19 protein-coding genes and 1 pseudogene are annotated in these 21769 nt (G+C 71.3%); 9 read left to right on the top strand and 11 right to left on the bottom strand.

All coding sequences use genetic code 11. The features are described 5' to 3' along the window. The first annotated feature begins 20 nt into the window (after positions 1 to 20). From NVS83_RS12710 to NVS83_RS12700, 3 genes are read left to right on the top strand one after another with little or no spacing between them, the layout of a single operon-like run. Complete coding sequence (locus NVS83_RS12710) at positions 21 to 899, top strand: polysaccharide deacetylase family protein (RefSeq protein WP_258739625.1); 879 nt, start codon at positions 21 to 23, stop codon at positions 897 to 899. Between the two features lie 7 nt (positions 900 to 906). Further along, positions 907 to 1224 carry a hypothetical protein gene (locus NVS83_RS12705; RefSeq protein WP_258739624.1) on the top strand — a complete coding sequence of 106 codons (318 nt, stop codon included), beginning with the start codon at positions 907 to 909 and terminating at the stop codon, positions 1222 to 1224. After that, complete coding sequence (locus tag NVS83_RS12700; protein WP_258739623.1) at positions 1217 to 2314, top strand: CobW family GTP-binding protein; 1098 nt, start codon at positions 1217 to 1219, stop codon at positions 2312 to 2314. The genes NVS83_RS12705 and NVS83_RS12700 overlap by 8 nt, the downstream gene beginning before the upstream one ends. Here NVS83_RS12700 and NVS83_RS12695 read toward each other — a convergent pair. From NVS83_RS12695 to NVS83_RS12685, 3 genes are all read right to left on the bottom strand, one after another. After that, positions 2305 to 2472, bottom strand: coding sequence for a hypothetical protein (locus NVS83_RS12695; RefSeq protein WP_309486194.1), 168 nt, complete (start codon positions 2470 to 2472; stop codon positions 2305 to 2307). The two genes, NVS83_RS12700 and NVS83_RS12695, sit on opposite strands and share 10 nt — an antisense overlap. A 68-nt stretch (positions 2473 to 2540) precedes the next feature. Further along, positions 2541 to 2843, bottom strand: coding sequence for a DUF6295 family protein (locus NVS83_RS12690; RefSeq protein ID WP_258739622.1), 303 nt, complete (start codon positions 2841 to 2843; stop codon positions 2541 to 2543). 29 nt (positions 2844 to 2872) lie between these two features. Beyond that, positions 2873 to 3622 carry a dienelactone hydrolase family protein gene (locus tag NVS83_RS12685; protein WP_258739621.1) on the bottom strand — a complete coding sequence of 250 codons (750 nt, stop codon included), beginning with the start codon at positions 3620 to 3622 and terminating at the stop codon, positions 2873 to 2875. 164 nt (positions 3623 to 3786) lie between these two features. Between NVS83_RS12685 and NVS83_RS12680 the strand changes: the two genes are divergently transcribed. Beyond that, positions 3787 to 5346: a S10 family peptidase gene (locus NVS83_RS12680; protein WP_258739620.1), complete on the top strand. Its 1560-nt coding sequence runs from the start codon at positions 3787 to 3789 to the stop codon at positions 5344 to 5346. A gap of 26 nt (positions 5347 to 5372) precedes the next feature. Here NVS83_RS12680 and NVS83_RS12675 read toward each other — a convergent pair whose 3' ends face one another. The 3 genes from NVS83_RS12675 to NVS83_RS12665 all read right to left on the bottom strand — a co-directional run bounded on the left by NVS83_RS12675 (position 5373) and on the right by NVS83_RS12665 (position 7305). Further along, positions 5373 to 6818, bottom strand: coding sequence for an MFS transporter (locus NVS83_RS12675; protein ID WP_258739619.1), 1446 nt, complete (start codon positions 6816 to 6818; stop codon positions 5373 to 5375). 161 nt (positions 6819 to 6979) lie between these two features. After that, positions 6980 to 7177, bottom strand: a complete 198-nt coding sequence (locus NVS83_RS12670) for a hypothetical protein (RefSeq protein WP_258739618.1) — start codon at positions 7175 to 7177, stop codon at positions 6980 to 6982. Next, positions 7177 to 7305, bottom strand: a complete 129-nt coding sequence (locus tag NVS83_RS12665) for an SDR family oxidoreductase (protein ID WP_258739617.1) — start codon at positions 7303 to 7305, stop codon at positions 7177 to 7179. Before NVS83_RS12665 ends, NVS83_RS12670 begins: the two co-directional genes overlap by 1 nt. 211 nt (positions 7306 to 7516) lie before the next feature. Between NVS83_RS12665 and NVS83_RS12660 the strand changes: the two genes are divergently transcribed. Both NVS83_RS12660 and NVS83_RS12655 read left to right on the top strand, forming a co-directional pair. Beyond that, positions 7517 to 10456: an ATP-binding protein gene (locus NVS83_RS12660; RefSeq protein ID WP_258739616.1), complete on the top strand. Its 2940-nt coding sequence runs from the start codon at positions 7517 to 7519 to the stop codon at positions 10454 to 10456. A 68-nt stretch (positions 10457 to 10524) separates the two neighbouring features. Beyond that, positions 10525 to 11832, top strand: coding sequence for an MFS transporter (locus NVS83_RS12655; RefSeq protein WP_258739614.1), 1308 nt, complete (start codon positions 10525 to 10527; stop codon positions 11830 to 11832). Between the two features lie 12 nt (positions 11833 to 11844). Here the strand turns inward: NVS83_RS12655 and NVS83_RS12650 are convergent, their stop codons facing one another. Genes NVS83_RS12650 through NVS83_RS12640 form a run of 3 tightly spaced genes read right to left on the bottom strand, consistent with a single transcriptional unit; the run spans position 11845 to position 15138 of the window. Next, a complete protein-coding gene (locus tag NVS83_RS12650; RefSeq protein ID WP_258734842.1) occupies positions 11845 to 12507 on the bottom strand; it encodes an Isoquinoline 1-oxidoreductase subunit in 663 nt (220 codons plus the stop codon). Positions 12508 to 12509: 2 nt separating this feature from the next. After that, complete coding sequence (locus tag NVS83_RS12645) at positions 12510 to 14660, bottom strand: xanthine dehydrogenase family protein molybdopterin-binding subunit (RefSeq protein ID WP_258739613.1); 2151 nt, start codon at positions 14658 to 14660, stop codon at positions 12510 to 12512. 1 nt (position 14661) lies between these two features. Further along, on the bottom strand, positions 14662 to 15138 hold the full coding sequence (locus tag NVS83_RS12640) for a (2Fe-2S)-binding protein (RefSeq protein WP_258739612.1): 477 nt from the start codon (positions 15136 to 15138) through the stop codon (positions 14662 to 14664). 257 nt (positions 15139 to 15395) lie between these two features. Between NVS83_RS12640 and NVS83_RS12635 the strand changes: the two are divergent. From NVS83_RS12635 to nhaA, 3 genes and pseudogenes are all read left to right on the top strand, one after another. Then, positions 15396 to 16209, top strand: a pseudogene (locus NVS83_RS12635) (oxidoreductase); the annotation flags it as partial. Positions 16210 to 16375: 166 nt separating this feature from the next. Continuing rightward, entirely contained in the window at positions 16376 to 18067 is a 1692-nt protein-coding gene (locus tag NVS83_RS12630) for an FAD-dependent oxidoreductase (protein ID WP_258739611.1), read from the top strand. Positions 18068 to 18107: 40 nt separating this feature from the next. Then, positions 18108 to 20003, top strand: coding sequence for a Na+/H+ antiporter NhaA (nhaA, locus tag NVS83_RS12625; RefSeq protein ID WP_258739610.1), 1896 nt, complete (start codon positions 18108 to 18110; stop codon positions 20001 to 20003). 26 nt (positions 20004 to 20029) lie between these two features. On the opposite strand, the gene NVS83_RS12620 is transcribed toward nhaA, so the two are convergent. Further along, entirely contained in the window at positions 20030 to 21358 is a 1329-nt protein-coding gene (locus tag NVS83_RS12620; protein ID WP_258739609.1) for an LLM class flavin-dependent oxidoreductase, read from the bottom strand. A 111-nt stretch (positions 21359 to 21469) separates the two neighbouring features. Then, positions 21470 to 21760 (bottom strand): hypothetical protein, encoded by a 291-nt coding sequence (locus NVS83_RS12615; protein ID WP_258734835.1) that lies wholly within the window; start codon positions 21758 to 21760, stop codon positions 21470 to 21472. Positions 21761 to 21769: the final 9 nt, after the last annotated feature.

Here is a 21769-nt window from a genome sequence, read left to right as displayed (position 1 = left end):
CCGCATCCGAGGAGGAGCAAATGGCGAAGGAAATCCTGTGTGCTTTCGGCGTCGACGTGGACGCGGTTGCCGGCTGGCTCGGCTCCTATGGCGGCGAGGATTCGCCCGACGACATCTCGCGCGGCCTGTTCGCCGGCGAGGTCGGCGTCCCGCGCATGCTCAAGCTGTTCGAGCGCCTCGGCATCAAGACCACCTTCTTCGTGCCGGGCCATTCGATCGAGACCTTCCCCGAGCAGATCAAGGCGGTGGCCGAGGCCGGCCACGAGATCGGCGTGCACGGCTACAGCCACGAGAACCCGATCGCCATGACCCCGGAGCAGGAGGAGACGGTGCTCGACCACTGCATCGCCCTCATCACCGAGGTCACCGGCAAGCGGCCGACCGGCTATGTCGCGCCGTGGTGGGAGTTCAGCGCCGTCACCAACGAGCTGCTGCTGAAGAAGGGCATCAAGTACGACCACAGCCTGATGCACCACGACTTCCAGCCCTACTATGTGCGCGTCGGCGACAGCTGGACCAAGATCGACTATTCCAAGCATCCCTCGGCCTGGATGAAGCCGCTGGTGCGCGGCACCGAGACCGACCTGATCGAGATCCCCGCGAGCTGGTATCTCGACGACCTGCCGCCGATGATGTTCATCAAGAAGTCGCCCAACAGCCATGGCTTCGTGAACCCGCGCGACATCGAGCAGATGTGGCGCGACCAGTTCGACTGGGTCTATCGCGAGCACGACTATGCGGTCTTCACCATGACGGTGCATCCCGACGTCTCCGGCCGCCCGCAGGTGCTGATGATGCTGGAGCGGCTCTTCGCCCATATCAGTTCGCATGAGGGCGTGCGCTTCACCACCTTCGACGCGATCGCGGACGATTTCGCCCGCCGCTCGCCGCGCCGGTAAGCGCGTCATGTGCGGCCTGTGCGGCGTGCTGGGCGGCGCCGCCCACTGGAGCGAAGGCATAGGCGGGCGCGACGCTTCGGGCACCGCGCGCCCGTGGCTGCGCCGCCAGGCGCGCCAGCGCTCGGTCGCGCTCGCCAACGAGATCCTGCGCCGCCACCGCGTCACCGTGCGCGACTGGCAGGGCACCTCCTTCACTGTCACCGGCCCGACCGGCCGGGTGGAGATCGCCGCCGACCTCGGCGAGCTGTGGGTCCGGGTGCAGGCGGTGACCGGCCGGCCGCTCGACCCGCTCGACCCGGCGCTGCTGGAGGCGCTGGATGGATGAGGCGCCGATCCCGGTGAATATCGTCACCGGCTTCCTCGGCAGCGGCAAGACCACGCTGCTGCGCCATGTGCTGGCGCATCCGGCCTTCGCCCGCGCCGCGGTGCTGATCAACGAGTTCGGCGAGGTCGGCCTCGACCATCTCCTGGTGGAGCGGCTCGACCCCTCCACCGTGCTGATGGAAAGCGGCTGCATCTGCTGCACGCTGCAGGAGGACCTGCGCACGGGCCTCCGCAACCTCCACGCCCGCCGCGCGCGCGGCGAGGTTCCCCGCTTCGACCGCGTGATCATCGAGACGACCGGCCTTGCCGACCCCGCGCCGGTGATGGCGACGGTGATGAACGACGCCATGCTGCGCCATCACATGCGCATCGGCAGCGTGGTGGCGACGGTCGACGCCGTGAACGCGCCGACCAGCCTCGGACGCTTCGCCGAGAGCCGCAAGCAGGTGGCGCTGGCCGACCGCGTGCTCCTGACCAAGGTCGACATCGCCGACGAGGACCAGTGCGCGCGCGCCCATGAGCACGTCGCCGCGCTGAACCCGCATGCGCGCATCGAGCGCACGGTGCAGGGCGCCGCCGGGCCGGACGTGCTGGCGGGGATCGGCAGCGCCGATCCGGCCGAGCGCAGCGCCGAGGCGCGGCAATGGCTCGACGCCGCCCTCTCCGCCCGCGCCCGGCTGCGCACCGGCCCGGCGCCGGAGATCGCCCGCGCGCGCCTCGCCCGGTTCCATGGCGAGGACGGTGCGGAGGCGGACGAAGTGCGTACGCTGGTGGTCACGCTGGACGAGCCGGTCGAATGGACCGCCTTCGGCCTGTGGCTCAGCCTGCTGGTCGAGCGCCACGGCGAGAAGATCCTGCGGCTCAAGGCGCTCTTGAACGTCGAGGGCTCGCCGACGCCGGTGGTGGTGCACGGCGTCCACGCCCTGCTACATCCGGCCGAGCATCTCGAGCGCTGGCCGGGCGAGGCACGCCAGTCGCTGCTCGTCTTCATCGTGCAGGGCCTGTCGCCCGCCCTCCTCGAGCGTTCGCTGCGCAGCTTCCTGAAGCTCGGCGCGCGGGTGCGGGAGGCGGAGAGCGCCGGTCAGGCGTAGGGTGTGCCGGCCATCGCCGCCGTCACGCCGGCCGTCCCCCGGTCGACGATGGCGAGGAACAGCGCCTGCGCCTGCCCGGGATCGCGCCCCTGCCGGGCGGCGCGGTGGGCCTCGATGAAGGCGGCGCCCCAGGTCGCGAGCAGTAGGTCCGCCGCCACTCGACCTGCCGCAATTCGAGTTCACGCCCGAGTGAGCCTGCCCGCCGCGCTCCGGCAGGCGGCGCCCGTCACGCTGCCTCGACGAGACCCGGCGTCCGCCGGCCGCGCACTTCCGCCTCCTCGAAATCGGCGGCGGTGATCGCCCGGTTGAGCGCGGCCAGCAGCTCCCGGGCGCTCTCCAGCGTCAGCTCGATGCCTGCCCGCGCGCCAGGATCGAGACCGGCATTGATGAAATCGAGCGTGATGACGTCGGCATGCGGCGCGTGGCGCGCATGGTCGTAGGCGACCACCGCCTGCGTCAGCGCGAACCACTCCTCGCCGCGCTTGGCCATACCGTCCGCGCCGATGATCTCAACGATCGACGTGCACATGCTGCACCTCCCTGTTCGTCGAAGGACTGCTAGCCGGCCAGATGCCGGCCGAAGAACGCGAAGATCCGGCCCCAGCCGTCCATCGCCTGTTCGGGCCGGTACATCGGCCGGTGCCAGTAGAAGAAGCCGTGGCTGGCGCCGTCATAGCGGTGGAACTCGTAGCTCTTGCCGTTCTTCTTCAGCTCCGCCTCGTGCTGGTCCACCTGCTCCGGGCTCGGCGCGCGGTCCTCGTTGCCGAACAGGCCGATCAGCGGGCAGGAGAGCCCGGCCGTCAGCGTGATCGGGGCCACCGGCGTCTTCTCGTTCAGTTCCTCCGGCGCCATCACCACGCGCCCGCCCCACAGCTCGGCGCAGGCGTCGACATCGTCCTTCCGGCAGGCATAGAGGAAGGCGTGGCGCCCGCCGGAGCAGGAGCCGAACAGGCCGACCTTGCCGTTGTGCCCCGCCTGCGCACGCGCCCATTTGACCGCCGCCGCGGTGTCGCCGATCACCTGCGCGTCCGGCACGCCGCCTTCCGCGCGCACCCGCGCGGCGACGTCGTCCGGGTCGCCGGCGCCGGCGCGCTCGTAGAGATTGGCACAGATGGCGAGATAGCCGTGATGGGCGAAGCGCCGCGTGGTCTCGATGTAGAACTCGCTCCAGCCGGGCAGGTGATGCACCAGCACCACGGCGGGGAAAGGCCCCTCTCCCTCGGGGCGGGCGACATAGGCTGTGATCGGGGTGCCCCCGTCACCGGCGAGAGTGACGTTCTCGCAGCTCATGCCTCGGTAGAATGACATCCCGGTTCCTCCGTCGTTGGCGCCGATTAAGATGGTCATTTATGGCCAAGGCAACATGACGAGTGCGTGAGCCGGCGCCCTCGCGACGCGAATGAGGCTTGGCTCATTCATTCTCGCCTTGTTGCCGCCCTATGCAGGCCGACCGGACTGGCATCGAGGTTCCCATGCGGTTTCATGCGTCTCTGACCCTCGCCCGCGTCGCGCTCATCGCCGCGGCCGCGCTCGCTCCCCTGAACGGCGCCTGGTCGCAGGACGCCCCGCCCCGTCATGGGCCGAGCTCTGGCGCGGAGCAGGATGCGCGGAAGGCAGGCCCTTCCGCCGGCCTGTCGCTGCCGGCCGATTCGGTTACCCGGCACGAGCTGGTGCTGGGCGATCGCACGCTGCGCTACACCGCGACCGCCGGCTCGCTGCCGGTGCGCGACACCAGCGGGCGCAAGCTCGCCGACATCGCCTATGTGGCCTATGTGCTCGACCGCGCCCCGGACGAGGCCCCCGCGTCGCGCCCCGTCACCTTCGCCTTCAATGGCGGGCCGGGGGCGGCCTCGGCCTATCTCAATCTCGGCATGATGGGTCCCCGGCGGCTGCGGGCGGGCGGACAGGGCGATTCCCCCTCGAGCCCGCCGCTGCTCGTCGACAATGTGCAGAGCTGGCTCGACTTCACCGACCTCGTCTTCGTCGATCCGGTGGGCACCGGCTTCAGCCGCTTCGCTTCCGACCGCGACGAGGACCGCAAGCTGCTCTGGTCGGTCGAGGGCGACTACAAGTCGCTCGCGCGGGTCGTCACCAACTGGCTGCGGCAGAACAACCGGCTGGCCTCGCCCAAATTCCTCGTCGGCGAGAGCTATGGCGGCTTCCGCGTGCCGAAGATCGCCCGCGAACTGCAGACCGGCGACGGCATCGGCGTCTCCGGGCTGGTGATGCTCTCGCCGGTGCTCGACTTCACCTATGAGCGCGACAGCCGCTCCTCTCCGCTGAAATGGGTGGTGCCGCTGCCCAGCATGGCGGCGACGCGGCTGGAGCGCGAGGGCAAGCTCTCGCCCGACGCGCTGCACGCGGCCGAGAGCTACGCCACCGGCGACTATCTCGCCGACCTCATGAAGGGGCCGCGCGACCGGCAGGCGGTCGCGCGCATGACCGACCGGGTGGCGGCGCTGACCGGGCTCGACCGGGACGTCATCGAGCGGCTCGGCGGCAAGGTCGACACCCGCACCTTCCTGCGCGAGATCGACCGCGACCGGCAGATGGTCGCGAGCCCCTATGACAGCAACGTCGCCGCGCTCGATCCCGACCCGGACTCCGCCCGCGACCGCGCGCCGGACGCGGTGCTCGACGCGCTCACGGCGCCGCTCACCAGCGCCATGCTCGACTATTACGCCAACGACCTGAAGTGGCAGCTGGAGGGGCGCTACTTCCTGCTCAACGACCAGGTCAGCCATCGCTGGGACTATGGCGAGGGGCGCGGCGACCGCGAATCCATGAGCGAACTGCGCGACGTGCTCGCGCTCGACCCGCGGGTGCAGGTGATCGTGGCGCACGGCTTCACCGATCTGGTCACGCCCTATTTCGAGAGCCGGCTCCTGCTCGACCAGCTTCCCGCCCTCGGCGACCCCTCCCGGGTGCGGCTAGAGCTTTTCCCCGGCGGCCACATGTTCTACTGGCGCGACGGCTCGCGCGCGGGCCTGCACGACGCCGTGCGCTCCATGGTCGAGGCCAAGCAGGGCTAGGGGCGGCAAGCCCGCGCCGGCAGGGGCTACATCCCCTCGCCGGCGTCGTGCGGCAGGCGGGCGAAGCAGGGCACGGCGAGCAGCACGCCGGCCGCCGCCACCAGAAAGCCGACATGGAACTGCGGCAGCCCCGCGCTCGCGCTGCCCGAGAGCATCACCGCGAACTGCAGCGTGCCGGCGATCACCGCCACGCCGAGCGCCTGCGGCAATTGCTGGGCGGTGGCGAAGATAGGCGTCGCCGCCGACATCCGCTCCGAGGGCACGTCGACCAGCGCCAGCGCCCCCATGGTGGTGAGCGAGATGGTGCGGGTCACCCCGTTGAACAGCACGAGCAGGAACACCGCCGGCATCGCCCAGCCGGGCTCGAGCAGCGAGAAGCTGGCGATCGAGGCGGCATAGACGAACGTGTTCACCATCAGCACGTGGCGCATGTTGAGCACCCGGATCGCGAACCGCACCATCGGCTTGGTCATGAACGCGCCGAGCGCGCTCGCCAGCAGCACGCCGCCGCTGCGCGTCGCCGAGAGGCCGAAGCCGATCTGCATCGACAGCGGGATCAGGAACGGCACCGAGGCCATGCCGATGCGCACGAAGCAGCCCGCCAGCATCGTGGCCCCGAAGGTCGGGATGCGCAGTATGTCGAGATCGATCAGAGGGTGCGGGTGGCGGCGGGAATGGCGCACCAGCACGAGCGCCAGCATCACGCCGCCGGCGAGGCAGGCCGCCGGCACCGCGGCCGGCACCAGCCCGCGCCCGATCGTCTCCAGCCCGCCGACAATGGCCGCCAGCGAGACCGCCACCAGCACCATGCCGGTGACGTCGAGCGGCGGCGGCCTTTTGGTCGGCACGTCGCGTATGTAGCGCGCGACCATGGCGATGCCGGCGATGCCGATCGGGATGTTGATCCAGAACACCGCGCGCCAGGAGATCAGGTCGGTCAGGAAGCCGCCGATCAGCGGCCCCATCACCGGCCCCACCAGCGCCGGCGTGGTGAGCCAGGTGGTAGCGGTGAGGAATTCCTCGCGCGGCACGTCGCGCAGCACCAGCAGCCGGCCGATCGGGATCATCATCGCTCCGCCCACGCCTTGGAGCGAGCGGAACAGGATGATCTCGGCGAGGCCGTTGGCGGTGCTGCACAGGGCAGAGGCGATGGTGAAGCAGATGATCGCGGTGATGAAGAGCCGCTTGGCGCCGAACCGGTCGGCCAGCCAGCCGCTCACCGGCACCGAGACGGTCAGCGCCACCAGATAGGCCGTGATCGCGCCGCTGAGATGGAGCGGCGGCAGCGCGAGGTCGCGCGCCATGGAGGGCAGCGCCGTCACCACGGCGGTGCCGTCGAGGTTCGACATGAAGATGGCGCAGGCGACGATCACCGCCTTCAGCCGGGTGCCGGCGGCCGGCCCGGGCGGGCGGGCGGCGGGCGATGCGACGGCGGCGTCCGTCGGCTCGGAGCGGACTAGCGGCTTGTGCATCGGCGGACCGGCCAGAGCGCGCGCATGGCTTTCTCCCGGCGCCCCGGCCGGGCCGGAACGCCTCCCTTCGGCCAGGGCAGGGCGGAAGAAACTTTCGTCGCCGTGGTCGGACTCGATGCCGCTTCGTACCGGCCCGCCGGCCATCCGGCAATATGGCGCGCTCACGCAATGGGACGGGTATGGCCCGGCGGCATCACGTGACGCAGGAGGAGGTGGCGCGGGAGGTCGGCGCCTCCGATCCGGCGGCACAGGCCGGCGGCGAAGGCGGCGAGGACCTCGGCGTAGTCGGGGTGTCCGTGCGACAGCGCCGGATGGTTCTCAACGATGGTGCCGGCGGGGGCGATGGCGGCATTGGCCATCAGCACTCGCCGCCGCCGAAGCGCTCCTCCACCGCCTCGACGAGCGCGTCCAGCCCCTCGCGATCCGACACGTCGACCGGGAAGGTCCCGAGCTCGGCGGTGGCGGCGTGGTGCCGGCGGCCCGACAAAACGAGGTGCGCGCCTCCCCCTCGCCCGGCCCCTCGCCTCATGCCCCGCGACGGGCCCGCCGACTGCCCGCCCTCGTTGGGGTAACCTTGCGCCATCTCCCGCCATAAGGCATGCTTTTTGCCCATGGATCGAGCCGATGCGCGGAGCTGATGGACTTTGGGAAAAGGCCATCGTGGCCAGTCGCGTGAAGGCTGCGAGGCGGTTGCAGGCATGGGACCACAGCCGACGGAACCGGACGATCGCGCGCTCATCTTCGGCCCGTACCGACTGCATCCCAGCCGCCAGAGCCTGAGCCGCGACGGCGTGCCGGTGCGCATCGGCGCCCGCGCCTTCGACCTTCTCACCCTGCTCGTGCGCCGCTCCGGCGATCTGGTCAGCAAGAAGGAGCTGCTGGAGTTCGGCTGGCCGGACACCTTCGTTCACGAGGGCAACCTCAAGGTGAACGTCGCCGCGCTGCGCCGCGTGCTGGCCGGGACCGAAAGCGACGCCTCCGATGCGTCCTATATCGCCACCGTGCCCGGCCGCGGCTACCGCTTCGTCGTCCCGGTCGCGGTCGAGCCGGTAGCGCCGCCCGCCGAACCCTCGCCGCCAATTTCCCCCGCCGTGTCGGTCCATTCGAGGACCCTGCCCGCGCAGCGCCCCCTGATCGGGCGCCGGCAGGAGATCGCGCGGCTGGCCGACCGGCTCGCCGGCGCGCGCTGCCTCAGCATCGTGGGGCCCGGCGGGGTGGGCAAGACCACGGTCGCAGTCGCCGTCGCCCATGAGGCGCGGGCCGGCTTTGCCGACGGCATCTCATTCGTCGACCTGTCGACCATAGACGACCCGCAATATGTGCCGGCGGCGATCGCGGCCGGCATCGGCGCGCGGCAGGCCGCCGACGACGGGCTCGCGGGGATCATCGACGCGCTGCACGAGCGGCGCGTCCTGCTGCTGCTCGACAATTGCGAGCACCTCGCCCCCGCCGTCGCCGCGACGGTCGAGCGGCTGACGACGGCGCTGCCGCTGCTCACCGTGCTCGCCACCAGCCGCGAGCCGCTGCGCATCGCGCCCGAATATGTGCACCGCCTGCCGACCCTCGAAGTGCCTGCCCCGGGCCGGGCCATGACGGCGGAGCAGGCGCTGGAATTTCCCGCCATCCGCCTGTTCGTCACCCGCGCCCGGGAGCGCTGCGACTACGCGCTCACCGATGCCGACGCCCCGCTGGTGTCGGCCATCTGCCAGCGGCTCGACGGCATCGCGCTGGCGATCGAGCTCGCCGCCAGCAAGACCGGCGCCTATGACGTCGCGACCCTGCTGCAGATGCTGGAGCAGCGCTTCCAGCTTCTCAGCAACGGCCCGCGCCAGGCGCCGCTGCGCCAGCAGACGCTGCTCGCCACGCTCGACTGGAGCTACCGCCTGCTCTCCGACGACGAAGCGACGCTGCTGCGCCTCCTCTCGGTCTTCGCCGGCGTGTTCCACCTGCAGGACGCGATCGCGGTGGCCGAAGCCGCCGGCCTCGCGCCGGCTCAGGCGATCGACGCCATCGAGCGGCTGACGGCGCGCTCGCTGGTGGCGGTCGAGTATCGCGACGGCGCGCTGCACTACCGCCTGCTCGACAGCACCCGCGCCTATGCGGGCGAGCGGCTGGCCGCGGCAGGCGAGCAGGACCGGGCAATGGCCCGCTACGCCCGGCACGTGCTCTCCCTGTTCGAGCGCGCCGACGAGCAATGGTCGTGGCGCGAGAAGCAGGAATGGCTGGCCGAATATGCCGGGCGGATCGACGACCTGCGCAAGGTGATGGCCTGGGCGTTCGGCCCGAAGGGCGGGACCGGCGCCGGCGGGGACGGGCTGTCGGGCATCCGCATGCTCGGCGTCCGCCTCACCGCCGCCGCCATCCCGCTGTGGGACGAGCTCTCCTCGGTGGCCGAGGCCCGCGCCCGCGTCGACAGCGCCCTGCTCGCGGTCCGCGAGATCGGCGACTGCCCGGCCGAGCTCAAGATGAAGCTCGCCGGCGCCCGCGCCTCCGGCATGAACTTCGCCCAGACGCTGGTGCCCGAGACCGAGGCCGCCTGGCTCGACTGCTACCGGCTGGGGGTGGAGGCGGACAGTCTCGAATACCAGCTTCGCGGCCTGTGGGGGCTGTCGATCTATCTCGTCTTCACCGGCCGCCCGCTGGAAGCGATCGGGCGGCTCGGCGAACTCATGGAGCTCGCCGAGGCGCATGCCGACTGGTCCGCCATCCATGAGGGCGAGCGGGTGCTGGCCATGGCCGAGACCTATATCGGCCGGCTCGCCAGCGCCCGGCTGCGGCTCGACCGGCTCGCCGCCTACTATCGCCAGCCCAAGGAGCGCGCGCGCATCGCCCGGTTCCAGCTCGACCGGCTGGTGGCGATCGGCTGCTCGCTCGCCTTCCTGCTCTGGCTCACCGGCGGGCCGGCGCGGGCGGCGCGCGTCGCCGAGGACGCGGTGGACCGCGCCGAGGCCATCGGCCACATCGTCTCGCAGTCGAACGCGCTGGCGTTCGGCGCGATACCGATCGCCCTGTGGTCGGGCGACGAGGATGGCGCGGCCCGGTTCCAGGCCATGCTGGAGGATAATCTCCGGCGCGAGAACATCGCCGTCTGGAGCCCGCTCGGCCGCTTCTTCCGCAGCGCGCTCAGGGCCCGGCAGGGCGCGCCGGGCGGGGTCGCCGAGATGAAGGCGCGGCTCGCCGAACTGATCGCCGGGCGGTTCGTGGTGCGCGCGCCGATGTATCACTGCATGCTCGCCGAGACCCTGCTCGCCGCCGGCGAGATCGAGGAGGCGCGCGGCGCGGTCAGGGACGCGCGGGCGAGCGTGCAGGCGCAGAGCGAGATGTGGTGCCTCGCCGAGGTGCTGCGCCTCGACGGGCTGGTCCATCTGCGCGCCGGCCGGCCGGAGGAGGCCGAACGGCTCATGGCCAAGGCCATCCGCGCGGCACAGGAGATCGGCGCGCTGTCGCTCGAGGTGCGCGCCGCTCTCGCCCTCGCCGCCAAGCTCGAGGCCGAGTGCCGGCTCGGCGAGGCGGTCGAGGTGCTCGAGGCCTGCCACGCCCGCTCAGCCGGCGAATACGACTTCGCGGACCTCGCCGCCGCGCGCGAGCGCCTGCGCGAAAGCATGGGCAAGCGGGGCCAGCAGACCGCCTCGGCCTGAACGGCCCGGCGAGCACAGGAGCGCGCAGGCCGCACGCCTGCCACCGGCCCGCCGGCGGAAGGAATGCGATGACGCCCGACCACGCCCTGCCGTCCCGCGCCCGCGCCTGGACGATGGTCCTGCTGCTGACCCTGGCCTACACGGTGTCCTTCGTCGACCGCATGGTCATCAGCCTGCTGGTCGAGCCGATAAAGGCGGACCTCGCGCTCAGCGACACCGAGCTCTCGCTGCTGCAGGGGCTGGCCTTCTCGATCTTCTACTCGACCATGGGCCTGCCCTTCGGCTGGCTGGTGGACCGCGCCTCGCGCAAATGGATCGTGGTGGCCGGCGCCACCGCCTGGTGCCTGTCGACCGTCGCCTGCGGCCTCGCCGGCTCGTTCGGCCGGCTGTTCCTCGCCCGGGTCGGGGTCGGGGCAGGCGAAGCCTCGCTGTCGCCCGCCGCGGTGTCGATGATCGGCGATTCCTTCCCGCCCGAGCGGCGCTCCCTGCCGCTCGGCGTCTATGTCGGCGCCGCCTCGATCGGCTCGGGGCTGGCGCTGATCGGCGGCGGAGCCGTCATCCGTGCGGTGGAGCAGGCGCCACAGATCGAGTTGCCGCTCTTTGGCATCGTGCGCTCCTGGCAGGCCACCTTCATCATCGTCGGCCTCGCTGGGCTGATCGTGCCGCTGCTGATGGCCATCCTGCGCGAGCCGGCCCGCCGCGCCGAGCCGCAATTCGCCGATCGCCCGCAGACCGTCACGCTGCTCGGCTGCCTCGCCGCCCATCGTCGCTTCTTCGCCTGCCAGTACGGCGCGATCGCGCTCTACGGGGCCATCGCCTTCGGCCTGCTGGCCTGGATCCCCGCCTTCTTCATCCGCCGCTTCGGCTGGAGCGCCGCCGAGACCGGCCTGAAGTTCGGCCTCGTCCTGCTCGTCGCCGGCGTGCTGGGCTCCTTCGCCGGCGGCGCGCTGGCGAGCCGCGCCCGCGGACGTGGGCTTGCCACCGCCAATATCGATATCGCGCTGCCGGCCATCGTGCTGGTGGCGCCGCTCGCGGTGGCGGGCTTCCTGGCGCCGCAGGCCGGCACCGCGCTCGCCTTCCTCGCCCTCGCATGGGCCTGCTATTCGCTGCCGGTCGGCCTGCTGATCGGCGCCATCCAGGACGTCGCGCCGCCGCGCCTGCACGGACGGACGGCGGCGGTCTACTACCTCGTCATCGGCGTGCTCGGCCTGACCTTCGGCCCGCTGCTGGTGGCGCTGCTGACCGACCACGTCTTCGTGCGCCGCGAGGAGATCGGCCATTCGCTCGCCGTCGTCGCGGGGTTGCTGGCGCCGCTTTCCGCGCTCGTCATGTTCATGGGGCGCGGCGCCTATCGCCGCGCGTTGAGCGGCGCCTGACGGGCCGGAGCGTCACGAGGGGCAGTGCGCCCCGGTCGCGATCCAGGCCTCGATCAGCGCGCCGAACGCCTCCTGCGTGCCCGGCGCCGGCTCGCGTCCCGCGCCCGGGTGCCAGGCCCAGCCGACCAGATGGTCGGTGCCCATATGCTTGAGGATGTCGGCGAGCGAGCGCCCGCCATTGCGCGCCGGGTCCTTGATCTGGCGGCAGATCTCGCCGAGCGTCAGCCCCTGCCAGGCCATGCTCGCCGGCGCCAGCAGCCACTGCTCGGCGCCCGGCACCGAGCCGACCCGGGTGCCCGGCAAGGTCGTGTTCTCGAACCGGTGGCAGGAATGGCAGTTCAGCCCGGCGACGCCCATGCCGCTCTCGCTCGCCTGGATCGGCGGCATGTGCGGGTGCAGGTCGTCGCCCTGGGTCGGGCTGCGGGTGGCCGGATGGCAGTTCATGCAGCGCGGATCGGTGATGACCCGCGCGGCCTCGGTGAACAGCGCCCGCGAGCGCGCATCGGTGGCGGCGATGGAGCGGAACTCGGCGACGCTCTTCAGCGCCCCGCCGCCCGAGGCCGCCGGGTCGCCCGATGAGCCGCTGGCGACCGCGATCATGCCGGTGATCGCCGCTCCCGCGACCAGCGCCACCAGCGCGGCACGGCCGGCTTCGCGCAGCTGTTGCCCCCGCATGGTCAGCTCCCGCTGAGTTCGGCGGTGTCGATCGGCAGCGAGCGCAGCCGCTTGCCGGTCACCGCGAAGATCGCGTTCATCAGCGCCGGCGCCACGCCCGGCGTGCCGAGCTCGCCGATGCCCCCCGGCGCCTCCCCGCTCTCGATGACATGGACCTCGATCTCGGGACATTCGTTGATGCGCAGCACCGGCTGGTCGTCGAAATTGCTCTCGACAACCGCGCCCTGCTCGATGGTGAGCCGCCCGTAGAGCGCTGCGCTGAGCCCGTAGACGATGCCGCTCTCCACCTGCTGGTGCAGCACCTCGGGATTGACCACCTGCCCGCAATCGACGGCGCAGACGATGCGCTCCACCTTCAGCGCCCCGTCCGGGCCGACATGGACCTGTGCGATGGTGGCGGCGAAGCTGCCGAAGGCCGCCATCACCGCGACGCCGCGCCCGTGCCGCGGCCCGAGTTCCCCGCCCCAGCCGGCCCTGCCGGCGGCGAGCTCGAGCGCCGCCAGCAGGCGCGGATTGCCGGAGAGCAGCCGGCGCCGGTACTCCACCGGATCGATGCCGGCGAGATGGGCCGCCTCGTCGATCCCGCCCTCGATGGCGGGCGCGTTGCGGGTCGGGCCGACCCCGCGCCAGTTGCCGGTGAGCATGCCCTCCGGCGCCTCGTGGCGGGCGAACTCGACCCGCTTGTTCGGGATGGCGTAGGGGCTTTCGGCGGCGTCGATGATGTCGAAGTCGACCCCGTCCTTGAAGAAGATCGGCAGGAAGCGGGCCATGATGGCCGGCCCCACAACGCGGTGGCGCAGCGCCACCGGCATGCCGTCCGGCCCGAGCCGGATGTCGATCCGGCTGAGGTTGAGGTAGCGGTAGGAATCGTGCCGCACGTCCTCCTCCCGGCTCCACACCACCTGGACCGGCCCCTCGACCTGCTGCGCCACCCGTACCGCCATGGTCACGCCGTCATGATCGAGCCGGCGGCCGAAGCCGCCACCGAGCAGGTGGTTGTGGACCGTCACCTTCTCGGCCGGAAGGCCGGTCACCTCGGCGGCGGTCTGGCGGGCGCGGCCGGCGACCTGCGTGCCGACCCACACCTCGCAGGAATCGGGGCGCACATGCACCGTGCAGTTCATCGGCTCCATGGTCGTGTGCGGCAGGATCGGCATGCGGTAGACGGCCTCGACGACCGGCCCGCCGGTCGCCGCCTCGACATTGCCCTCGTTCACCGCCACCAGCGCGTCGCCCGCCATGGCGGCCTCGGCGCGGCGCTCCAGCTCGTGCGTGGTGAGGTTCGCATTGGCGCCGCGATCCCAGTCGATGCGCAGCGCCGCCAGCCCCTTGCGCGCGGCGCCGGTATGGTCGGCCACCACCGCCACCGCATCGCTCAGCCGGACCACCTTTCGCACGCCCCGCACCTTCAGCGCCTCCGCGTCGTCGACCGAGGCGAGCGTGCCGCCGAAGGTCGGGCAGATGCTGATGGCGGCGAAGGCGACGCCCGGCGGCCGGGCGTCGAGCCCGAACCGGGCGGTGCCGTCGACCTTGGCCGGCGTGTCGATGCGCCGGGCCTGCTTGCCGATCAGCCGGAACGCGCTCGCCGGCTTCAGCGGTACGTCCTGCGGGAGCGGCATGCTGGCCGCCTTCTGCGCCAGCTCGCCATAGGCGAGGCGCCGCCCGCTTGCCTCGTGGATCACCTCGCCCGCCTCGGCGCGGCAGCTCGCCGCCGGCACGCCCCATGTGTCGGCGGCCGCCGCGACCAGCATCAGGCGCCCGGTCGCGCCGGCCTTGCGCATCGGCTCCCAGAAGCCGCGAATGCTCACCGAGCCGCCGGTGATCTGGTCGCGCAGCACCGGGTGGGCGTAGAGCGCGGGATTGGCGGGCGCCGGCACGGCGACGATCTGGTCGAGCCCGACCTCCAGCTCCTCGGCGAGCAGGGTCGACAGGCCCATATAGACGCCCTGCCCCATCTCCACCGAGGCGATGACAAGCTCGATGGGGCCGGCCGGCGGGATGCGGATGAAGGCGTTGAGTTCGGCCGTCTCGGCGGCCTGCGCCGTCCCGATCAGCCGCGGCGCGATGATGAGGCTGCCGCCGGCGAACAGCGCCGACACCACGAAGGAGCGGCGCGAGAGCCGCAGATCGTTGGCCCGGGCGAGAATACCCATCTCAGCCTCCCTTGCCGGCCGGTACGCCCGCCGCCGCGCTCTTGATGGCGGCGCGGATGCGCGGATAGGTGCCGCAGCGGCAGATATTGCCGGCCATGACGGCGTCGATGTCCTCGTCCTCCGGCGCCGGGTTCTCGTTCAGCAGCGCGGTGGCGGACATGATCTGGCCGGACTGGCAGTAGCCGCACTGGACGACCTCCTGCTCGAGCCAGGCCTGCTGCACGCGGTGGCCGGTCGGCGTGTCGCCGATCGCCTCGATGGTCGTGATCGGGGAGGTGCCCGCGCTCTCGACCGCCGTCACGCAGGAGCGCACCGCCTGCCCGTCGAGATGGATGGTGCAGGCCCCGCACTGGGCGACGCCGCAGCCGAACTTCGTGCCGGTCAGGCCGATGACGTCGCGCAGCACCCACAGCAGCGGTGTGTCGGCGTCGACGTCGACCGCATAGTTCCTGCCGTTTACATTGAGCGAAAAGGCCATCGGGAGGCTCCTCTCCTGAACACTGCCTAACGGTATGACGTACGCAGGGGAATGTTAGTATTCGCCCCCGACCCCCGCGAGTTAAAATTGGTAAAATTGAAAGCTGCGCCGGGTGGCGAGGGACGGTTCGCCCGCCTTCGCCTTTACCGGTTTTCACCAGGATTGACGGGCGCGCGCCGCGCGGCGCGCTAGGCTGCGCGCGCGGCGGCCGCTCCGCCTCGTGCCGCAGCACCTCGCCCACGACAAGGAAGCCCGACATGCCCGACGTCGCCGCCCTTTTCTCGCCGACGCGGATCGGCGCCATCGAGGTCGCGAACCGCATCGCCATGGCCCCGCTGACGCGCTCGCGTGCCGGCATGGACGGGGTGCATTCGCCGCTCGCCGCCGACTATTACCGCCAGCGCGCCTCGGCCGGCCTCATCATCACCGAGGCCACCAACATCTCGCGCCAAGGCCGCGGCTACGGCGCGGCTGGCGAAGGAGGCCGGCTTCGACGGCGTCGAGGTGCACGCGGCGAACGGCTACCTGCTCGACCAGTTCATCCGCGACAGCACCAACCGGCGCACCGACGCCTATGGCGGCCCGATCGAGAACCGCACCCGGCTCGCCATCGAGGTCGTCACCGGCGTCGCCCAGATCTGGGACGCCGACCGGGTGGGCGTGCGGCTCTCCCCGCTCACCCGCTCGGCCGGCGACACGCCGCTCGACAGCACGCCGCAGGCAACCTACGGGCATCTGGCGCGCGAGCTCGGCACGCTCGGCCTCGCCTATCTGCACTGCGTCGAGGGCCAGACGCGCGGACCGAACGCGGCGGACGCGTTCGACTTCAAGGCGCTGCACGCGGCGTTCGGCGGAAAATACATCGCCAATAACGGCTATGACCGGCGCCTCGCGATCGACGCGCTCGCCTCGGGCTATGCCGACATGGTGGCCTTCGGCCGGCCCTTCATCGGCAATCCCGACCTGGTGGAGCGGCTGCGCCGCGACGCAGCGCTCGCCGAGGCCGACCGGGCGACCTATTACGGCGGCGGCGCCGAGGGCTACACCGACTATGCCCGCCTCGACGAGGCCGCCCTGCCCTGGCGGGTGCGGCAGCGAAAACGCCGTTGGACAGGGGCCGCGATCTGCTGGCAGCATCCGCCGGCGCTCCGGCCGCCGGCCCGGTTTTCCCCGCCGGCACCGCCTTCGTCGACATGCCCATTCGTGCGATCATCCCGCCAGCAACAGGAGACGTCCGATGAACATCTCCCCACCTGACCGGCGCGGCCCCGCCGGCGACGGCGGCATGCCAACAGATCCCTATGACCGGCCGGGCCAGACCTTCCCGAAGCTGCCTCCCGCCATGGTCGAACGCATTTCGCGCTACGGCGAGCCGGCGAGCTTCGACGGCGGCGACTACCTGTTCGAGGTCGGCGACCGCGGCGTCGACTTTTTCCTCATCCTCGACGGCGCGGTCGACATACTGGAGAGCGACGGCCGCGACGGGCACGTGCTCATCATCACCCACGAGCCGGGCGAGTTCACCGGCGAGCTCAACCACCTCACCGGCCGCGCCGTGCTGGTGTGCGCCCGCGCCGCCCGCCCGACGCGGGTGATCCGTGTGACGCGGGACGCGTTCCGGCGGATGGTGAGCGCCGAGCCGGATATCGGCGAGATCATCCTGCGCGCCTTCATCCTGCGCCGCGTCGGCCTGATCCAGCACGCCGAGGGCGGCACGGTGGTGCTCGGCAGCGGCCATTCGGCGAGCGCGCTGCGGATCCAGAGCTTCCTCACCCGCAACGGCTACCCGCACCGCGTGATCGACATCGACCACGACGCCAGCGCCCAGCAGGCGATCGAATCCTTCCATCTCGGCCCCGGCGCGCTGCCGGTCGTCATCCTCAGCGGCGAGCAGGTTCTGGAGCATCCCACCAACCGTGCGCTGGCCGACGCGCTCGGCATCACCGAGGAGCTCGACCCGGACCATGTCTACGACGTTGCGGTCGTCGGCGCCGGCCCGGCCGGCCTCGCCGCCGCGGTCTACGCGGCCTCCGAAGGGCTCGACACCATCGTCATCGAGGCGGTCGGCCCGGGCGGGCAGGCCGGCAGCAGCTCGCGCATCGAGAACTATCTCGGCTTCCCGACCGGCATTTCCGGGCAGGCACTGGCCGGCCGGGCGCAGGTGCAGGCGCAGAAGTTCGGCGCCCGCCTGGTCGTCGCCAAGGCGGCGACCAGCCTCGACTGCAGCGACTTCCCCTACCGGGTGAGCCTCGACGGCACCGAGACCATCGCCGCGCGCACCATCGTGGTCGCCACCGGCGCGCGCTACCGGCGGCTCGACGTGCCCGACCTCGCCCGCTTCGAGGGCCAGGGCGTGCATTACGCCGCGACCTCGCTGGAAGGCCGGCTGTGCGTCGACAGCGAGGTGGTGGTGGTCGGCGGCGGCAATTCGGCCGGCCAGGCCGCCATCTTCCTCTCCGGCAAGGCCAGCCACGTCCACATACTGGTGCGCGGCGAGGGGCTCACCGACACCATGTCGGACTATCTGGTGCGGCGGATCGTCGAATCCTCGGCCATCACGCTGCACCCGCGCTGCGAGATCACCGCGCTCATCGGCGAGGAGTGCCTGGAGGCCGTGCGCTGGCGCGAGCGCGGCGGCGCCGAGACCGAGCGGCAGGTTTCGAACCTGTTCCAGATGATCGGCGCGGAGCCGAACTCCGACTGGCTCAGCGGCTGCGTCGCGCTCGACGACAAGGGCTTCGTGAAGACCGGCTACGTCCATGACGACCGGGTCGGCGTGGCCCAGCACGCGACGAGCATTCCCGGCGTGTTCGCGGTCGGCGACGTGCGGGCGGATTCGGTCAAGCGCGTCGCCTCCAGCGTCGGCGAGGGCTCGGTGGTGGTGCACGCCATCCATGGTTGGCTCGCGAGCCTGGCGGCGGCGCGCTGACGACGCTTCGGGAAGGGCAACAGGAAAGTCCGGTCGGCCGATGATGCAGCCAGAATCCGCGAACCGGCTGGACCGGCCGGTGGACGAGAGCCTCGACCACGTGCTCGGCTCGGAGCGCGCCGAGATGACGCTGGTCGAATATGGCAGCTATGCCTGCCCCTATTGCCGCGCCGCCAATGAGGAGATCGCCCATGTGCGCGATCATTTCGGCGAGCGGGTGCGCTACGTCTTCCGCCACCGCCCGCTCACCGGCAGCGACATCGCCCGCCGCGCCGCCGAGCTGGTGGAGCGCGCGGGCGACGCCGAGCGCTTCTGGCACGCCCATGTGAAGCTGATGACGCGCTCGGCGACGCTGACCGAGGAAGACCTGGTCGCGGTCGCCGCCGATCTGGGCCTGACGAGCGAGGACCCGCGCCGCTCGGCGGAGGAGGAAGGGCGCGCCAAGGCCCGGGTCGCGGCGGACACGGCGAGCGCGCAGGCGAGCGGCGTGCGCTTCACCCCTACCTTCTTCATCAACGGGCGCCGCTATGACGGTCCGTGGGACGAGAGTTCGCTGGCGGACGCGATGCTCGGGCGGCTCGGCCACCGGGTGCAGTCGGCGGCGATCGACTTCGCGAGCTGGGGCCCCTCGGCCGGCATCCTGCTGCTGGTGGCAACGATCCTCGCGGTCATCCTCACCAATTCGCCGCTCGGCCCGGGCTTCGAGAACCTGCTGCACCAGGAGCTCGGCCTGCTGGTGGGCGATGCCGCGTTCCGCATGTCGCTGCTGCACTGGATCAATGACGGCCTGCTGACGATCTTCTTCCTCGTCGTCGGGCTGGAGATCAAGCGCGAGATGACGGTCGGGCGCCTCGCCAGCGTGAGCACGGCGGCGCTGCCGATCGCCGGCGCCATCGGCGGCATGGTCGCCCCGGCGCTGATCTACCGGATGGTCATCCCCGACGGTTCCTGGGCCCATGGCTGGGGCGTGCCGATGGCGACCGATACGGCCTTCGCCGTGGCGCTGATCGTTATGCTGGGGCGGCGGGTGCCGGTCGAGCTGCGCATCTTCCTCACCGCCGCCGCCATCGTCGACGACATCGGCTCGATCGCGGTGGTCGCGCTGTTCTATTCGGGCGAGTTGCGGCTGGACTACATGGCCGCCGCGCTCGTGCTCGCGCTGTGCCTATGGGGGCTCAGCCGTTCCCATGTCTACCGCGTCTCGCCCTATGTGCTGGTCGGCGTCGCGCTGTGGGCGTGCGTCCATGCGAGCGGACTGCACGCGACGCTGGCGGGGGTCATCCTCGCCCTCGCCATCCCGACCCGCCCGCCGGCGAACCTGCGCGCGCTCACGCTCCAGGCCGACACCATCATCGCCGCCGAGGCGCATCAGGGCGACGCCCTGCGGCACGGCCCCTCGCTGCCGGCGATGCGGGCGCTCGACGCCATCCACGACCGGCTGGAATCGCCCGCCGACCGGCTGCTGCGGCACGCCAGCATGCGCTCGAGCTACGTCATCCTGCCGCTGTTCGCGCTCGCCAATGCCGGCGTCGCGCTCACGCCCGACCTCTGGCACGGGCACGAGACGCTGATGCTCGCCATCGTCGCCGGGCTGGCGCTGGGCAAGCCGCTCGGCATCGTCTCGGCCTGCGCCATCGCGGTGGGCTCAGGGGTCGCCGTGAAGCCGGCGGCCTATTCGTGGCTCCAGCTCGTGGGCGCCGGCATGCTGGCCGGCATCGGCTTCACCATGTCGCTGTTCATCGCCGGGCAGGCCTTCGCCGAGCCCGCCGATTTCGCCGCCGCCAAGATCGCCGTGTTCATGGCCTCGATCCTGTCGGCCGTCGCCGGCGTGCTGGTCTTGTCCATCGCGGCGCGGGCGAAGAGCCGCGAGGCGGCCGGGCACGGGAGCGGAGACGGAGCCGCGGACGAGGCCGCGCGCGCGGCCTCCCCGGTCTGACGGCGCCGGGTCCGCCGGCGCCCCCGTCAGCTCTCGAGCAGGTTCTCGCGCAGCGTCGCGCCGGTGTAGCGCGTGCGCAGCCGGCCGCGGCGCTGCAGCTCCGGGACGACAAGGTCGACGAATTCCTCGAAGCAGCCGGGCGTGTAGGTCGCGGCCAGCATGAAGCCGTCGGCGCCGCCATCGTCCATGTAATGCTCGATCTGGTCGGCGATGTCCGATGCCGTCCCCACCGCCACCGGCATGCCCATGCCCTGGGCGTAGATCATCGCCGCCTCCTTCACCGTCACCGGCGCGCCGCCCTTGGCGTAAATGATCGATTCGAACAGGCCCTGGATGCCCGGCACCTCGATGTTCTGCACCACGGCGTCGAGCGGGAACTTGGAGAAGTCGAGCCCGAAATGGCCGGACATCCAGGCCAGCGCGCCCTCGGGGGGAATGCAGGCCTTGATCCGCTCGTACTTGTCCTGCGCCTCGCTGCGCGTGTCGGCGACCACCGTCTGCAGGCCGAAGATCAGCTTCACCGAGCCCGGCTCCCGCTTGAACTTGTTGGTCAGCCGGTCGTCGAGGTCGTTCGTATACTGCTTCATCCGCTCGACATTGGGATGCACCGCGAAGATCGCCTCCGCATGCCGGGCGGCGAAGTCGCGCCCCTGCCCGGACGAGCCCGCCTGCCAGAGCACCGGCCGGCCCTGCGGCGAGGGCGCGCAGAAATGGCGGCCGTTGCAGGTGTAGTACTTGCCCTGGTGGTGGACCACCTTGACCTTGGCGGGGTCGGCATAGATGCCCGAGGCCTTGTCGGCGATGATGGCGTCGGGCTCCCAGGAATCCCAGAGCTTGTAGCAGACCTCCATATACTCCTCGAGCCGCTCGTAGCGCCCGCTGCGGTCGGTCATGGGCTGCCCGTAGGCGTCCCACTCGCTCTTCGAGTAGGAGGACACGATGTTCCAGGCGACGCGGCCGGAGGAGAGGTGGTCGAGGCTCGAGAGCCGCCGGCACATCGAGTAGGGATGCTCGAACGCCGTCGACAGCGTTACCCCCACGCCCAGATGCTTCGTGGCGGTGGTGATGATCGGCACGATGGTCGAGGGCTCGTGGGTCGGGCACTGCACCGCCCATTTCACGATGGCGTCCGAGCTGTCCTCGTGGGTGTTGTAGGGGGCGAGCTCGTCGGCGATGAACATGGCGTCGAACAGGCCGCGCTCCATCGTGCGCGCCATGTGCTGCCAGTATTCGGGCCGGGCGAAGTCCCAGCCGATCTTGTCGCGGGCATTGCGCCACATGCCGGTGGCGTGGCTGTTCACGCCGTGCTGGATGAAGCCGAGAAGATGGGCGTGCTTCTTGTTCTTTGTCGTCATGTCTGGCGCCTCGCGCTGCAGTCGTCATGAAGCGGGCATGGCCGCGGCGGCGGCCATGCGGACTGTTCGGAAGGGGCGGTCGTCGATCCCGCGAAGATCGGGCCCGCGAGGTCAGGCGCTGGGGCGCTCGACGAAGAACGCGACACCGATGCCGGCGGCGGTGCCCAGCACCATCAGCGGCCCGGCATAGATCCACATCGGCGCCACCCCGACCAGCGCGATGACGGTGGCCGAGATGACCACCGAGATCGCCGCCATGCCGACATAGTTGTAGTCGGGCACCTCGGTCGGCTCGGGCTTGCCGCGCCTGTACTCGATGACCGCGTTGCGGAGGCCGCGCGCGAACCCCGCCAGGAACAGGGCCGCCGCGCAGATGCCGAGAACGAGAATGAGCGTGTACATCGTCATGTC

The organism is Ancylobacter mangrovi (genome assembly GCF_024752335.1).
Taxonomy (GTDB): domain Bacteria; phylum Pseudomonadota; class Alphaproteobacteria; order Rhizobiales; family Xanthobacteraceae; genus Ancylobacter; species Ancylobacter mangrovi.
Note: the sequence above shows the minus strand (reverse complement) of the source record. Positions and strands in the feature narration are given on the sequence as shown.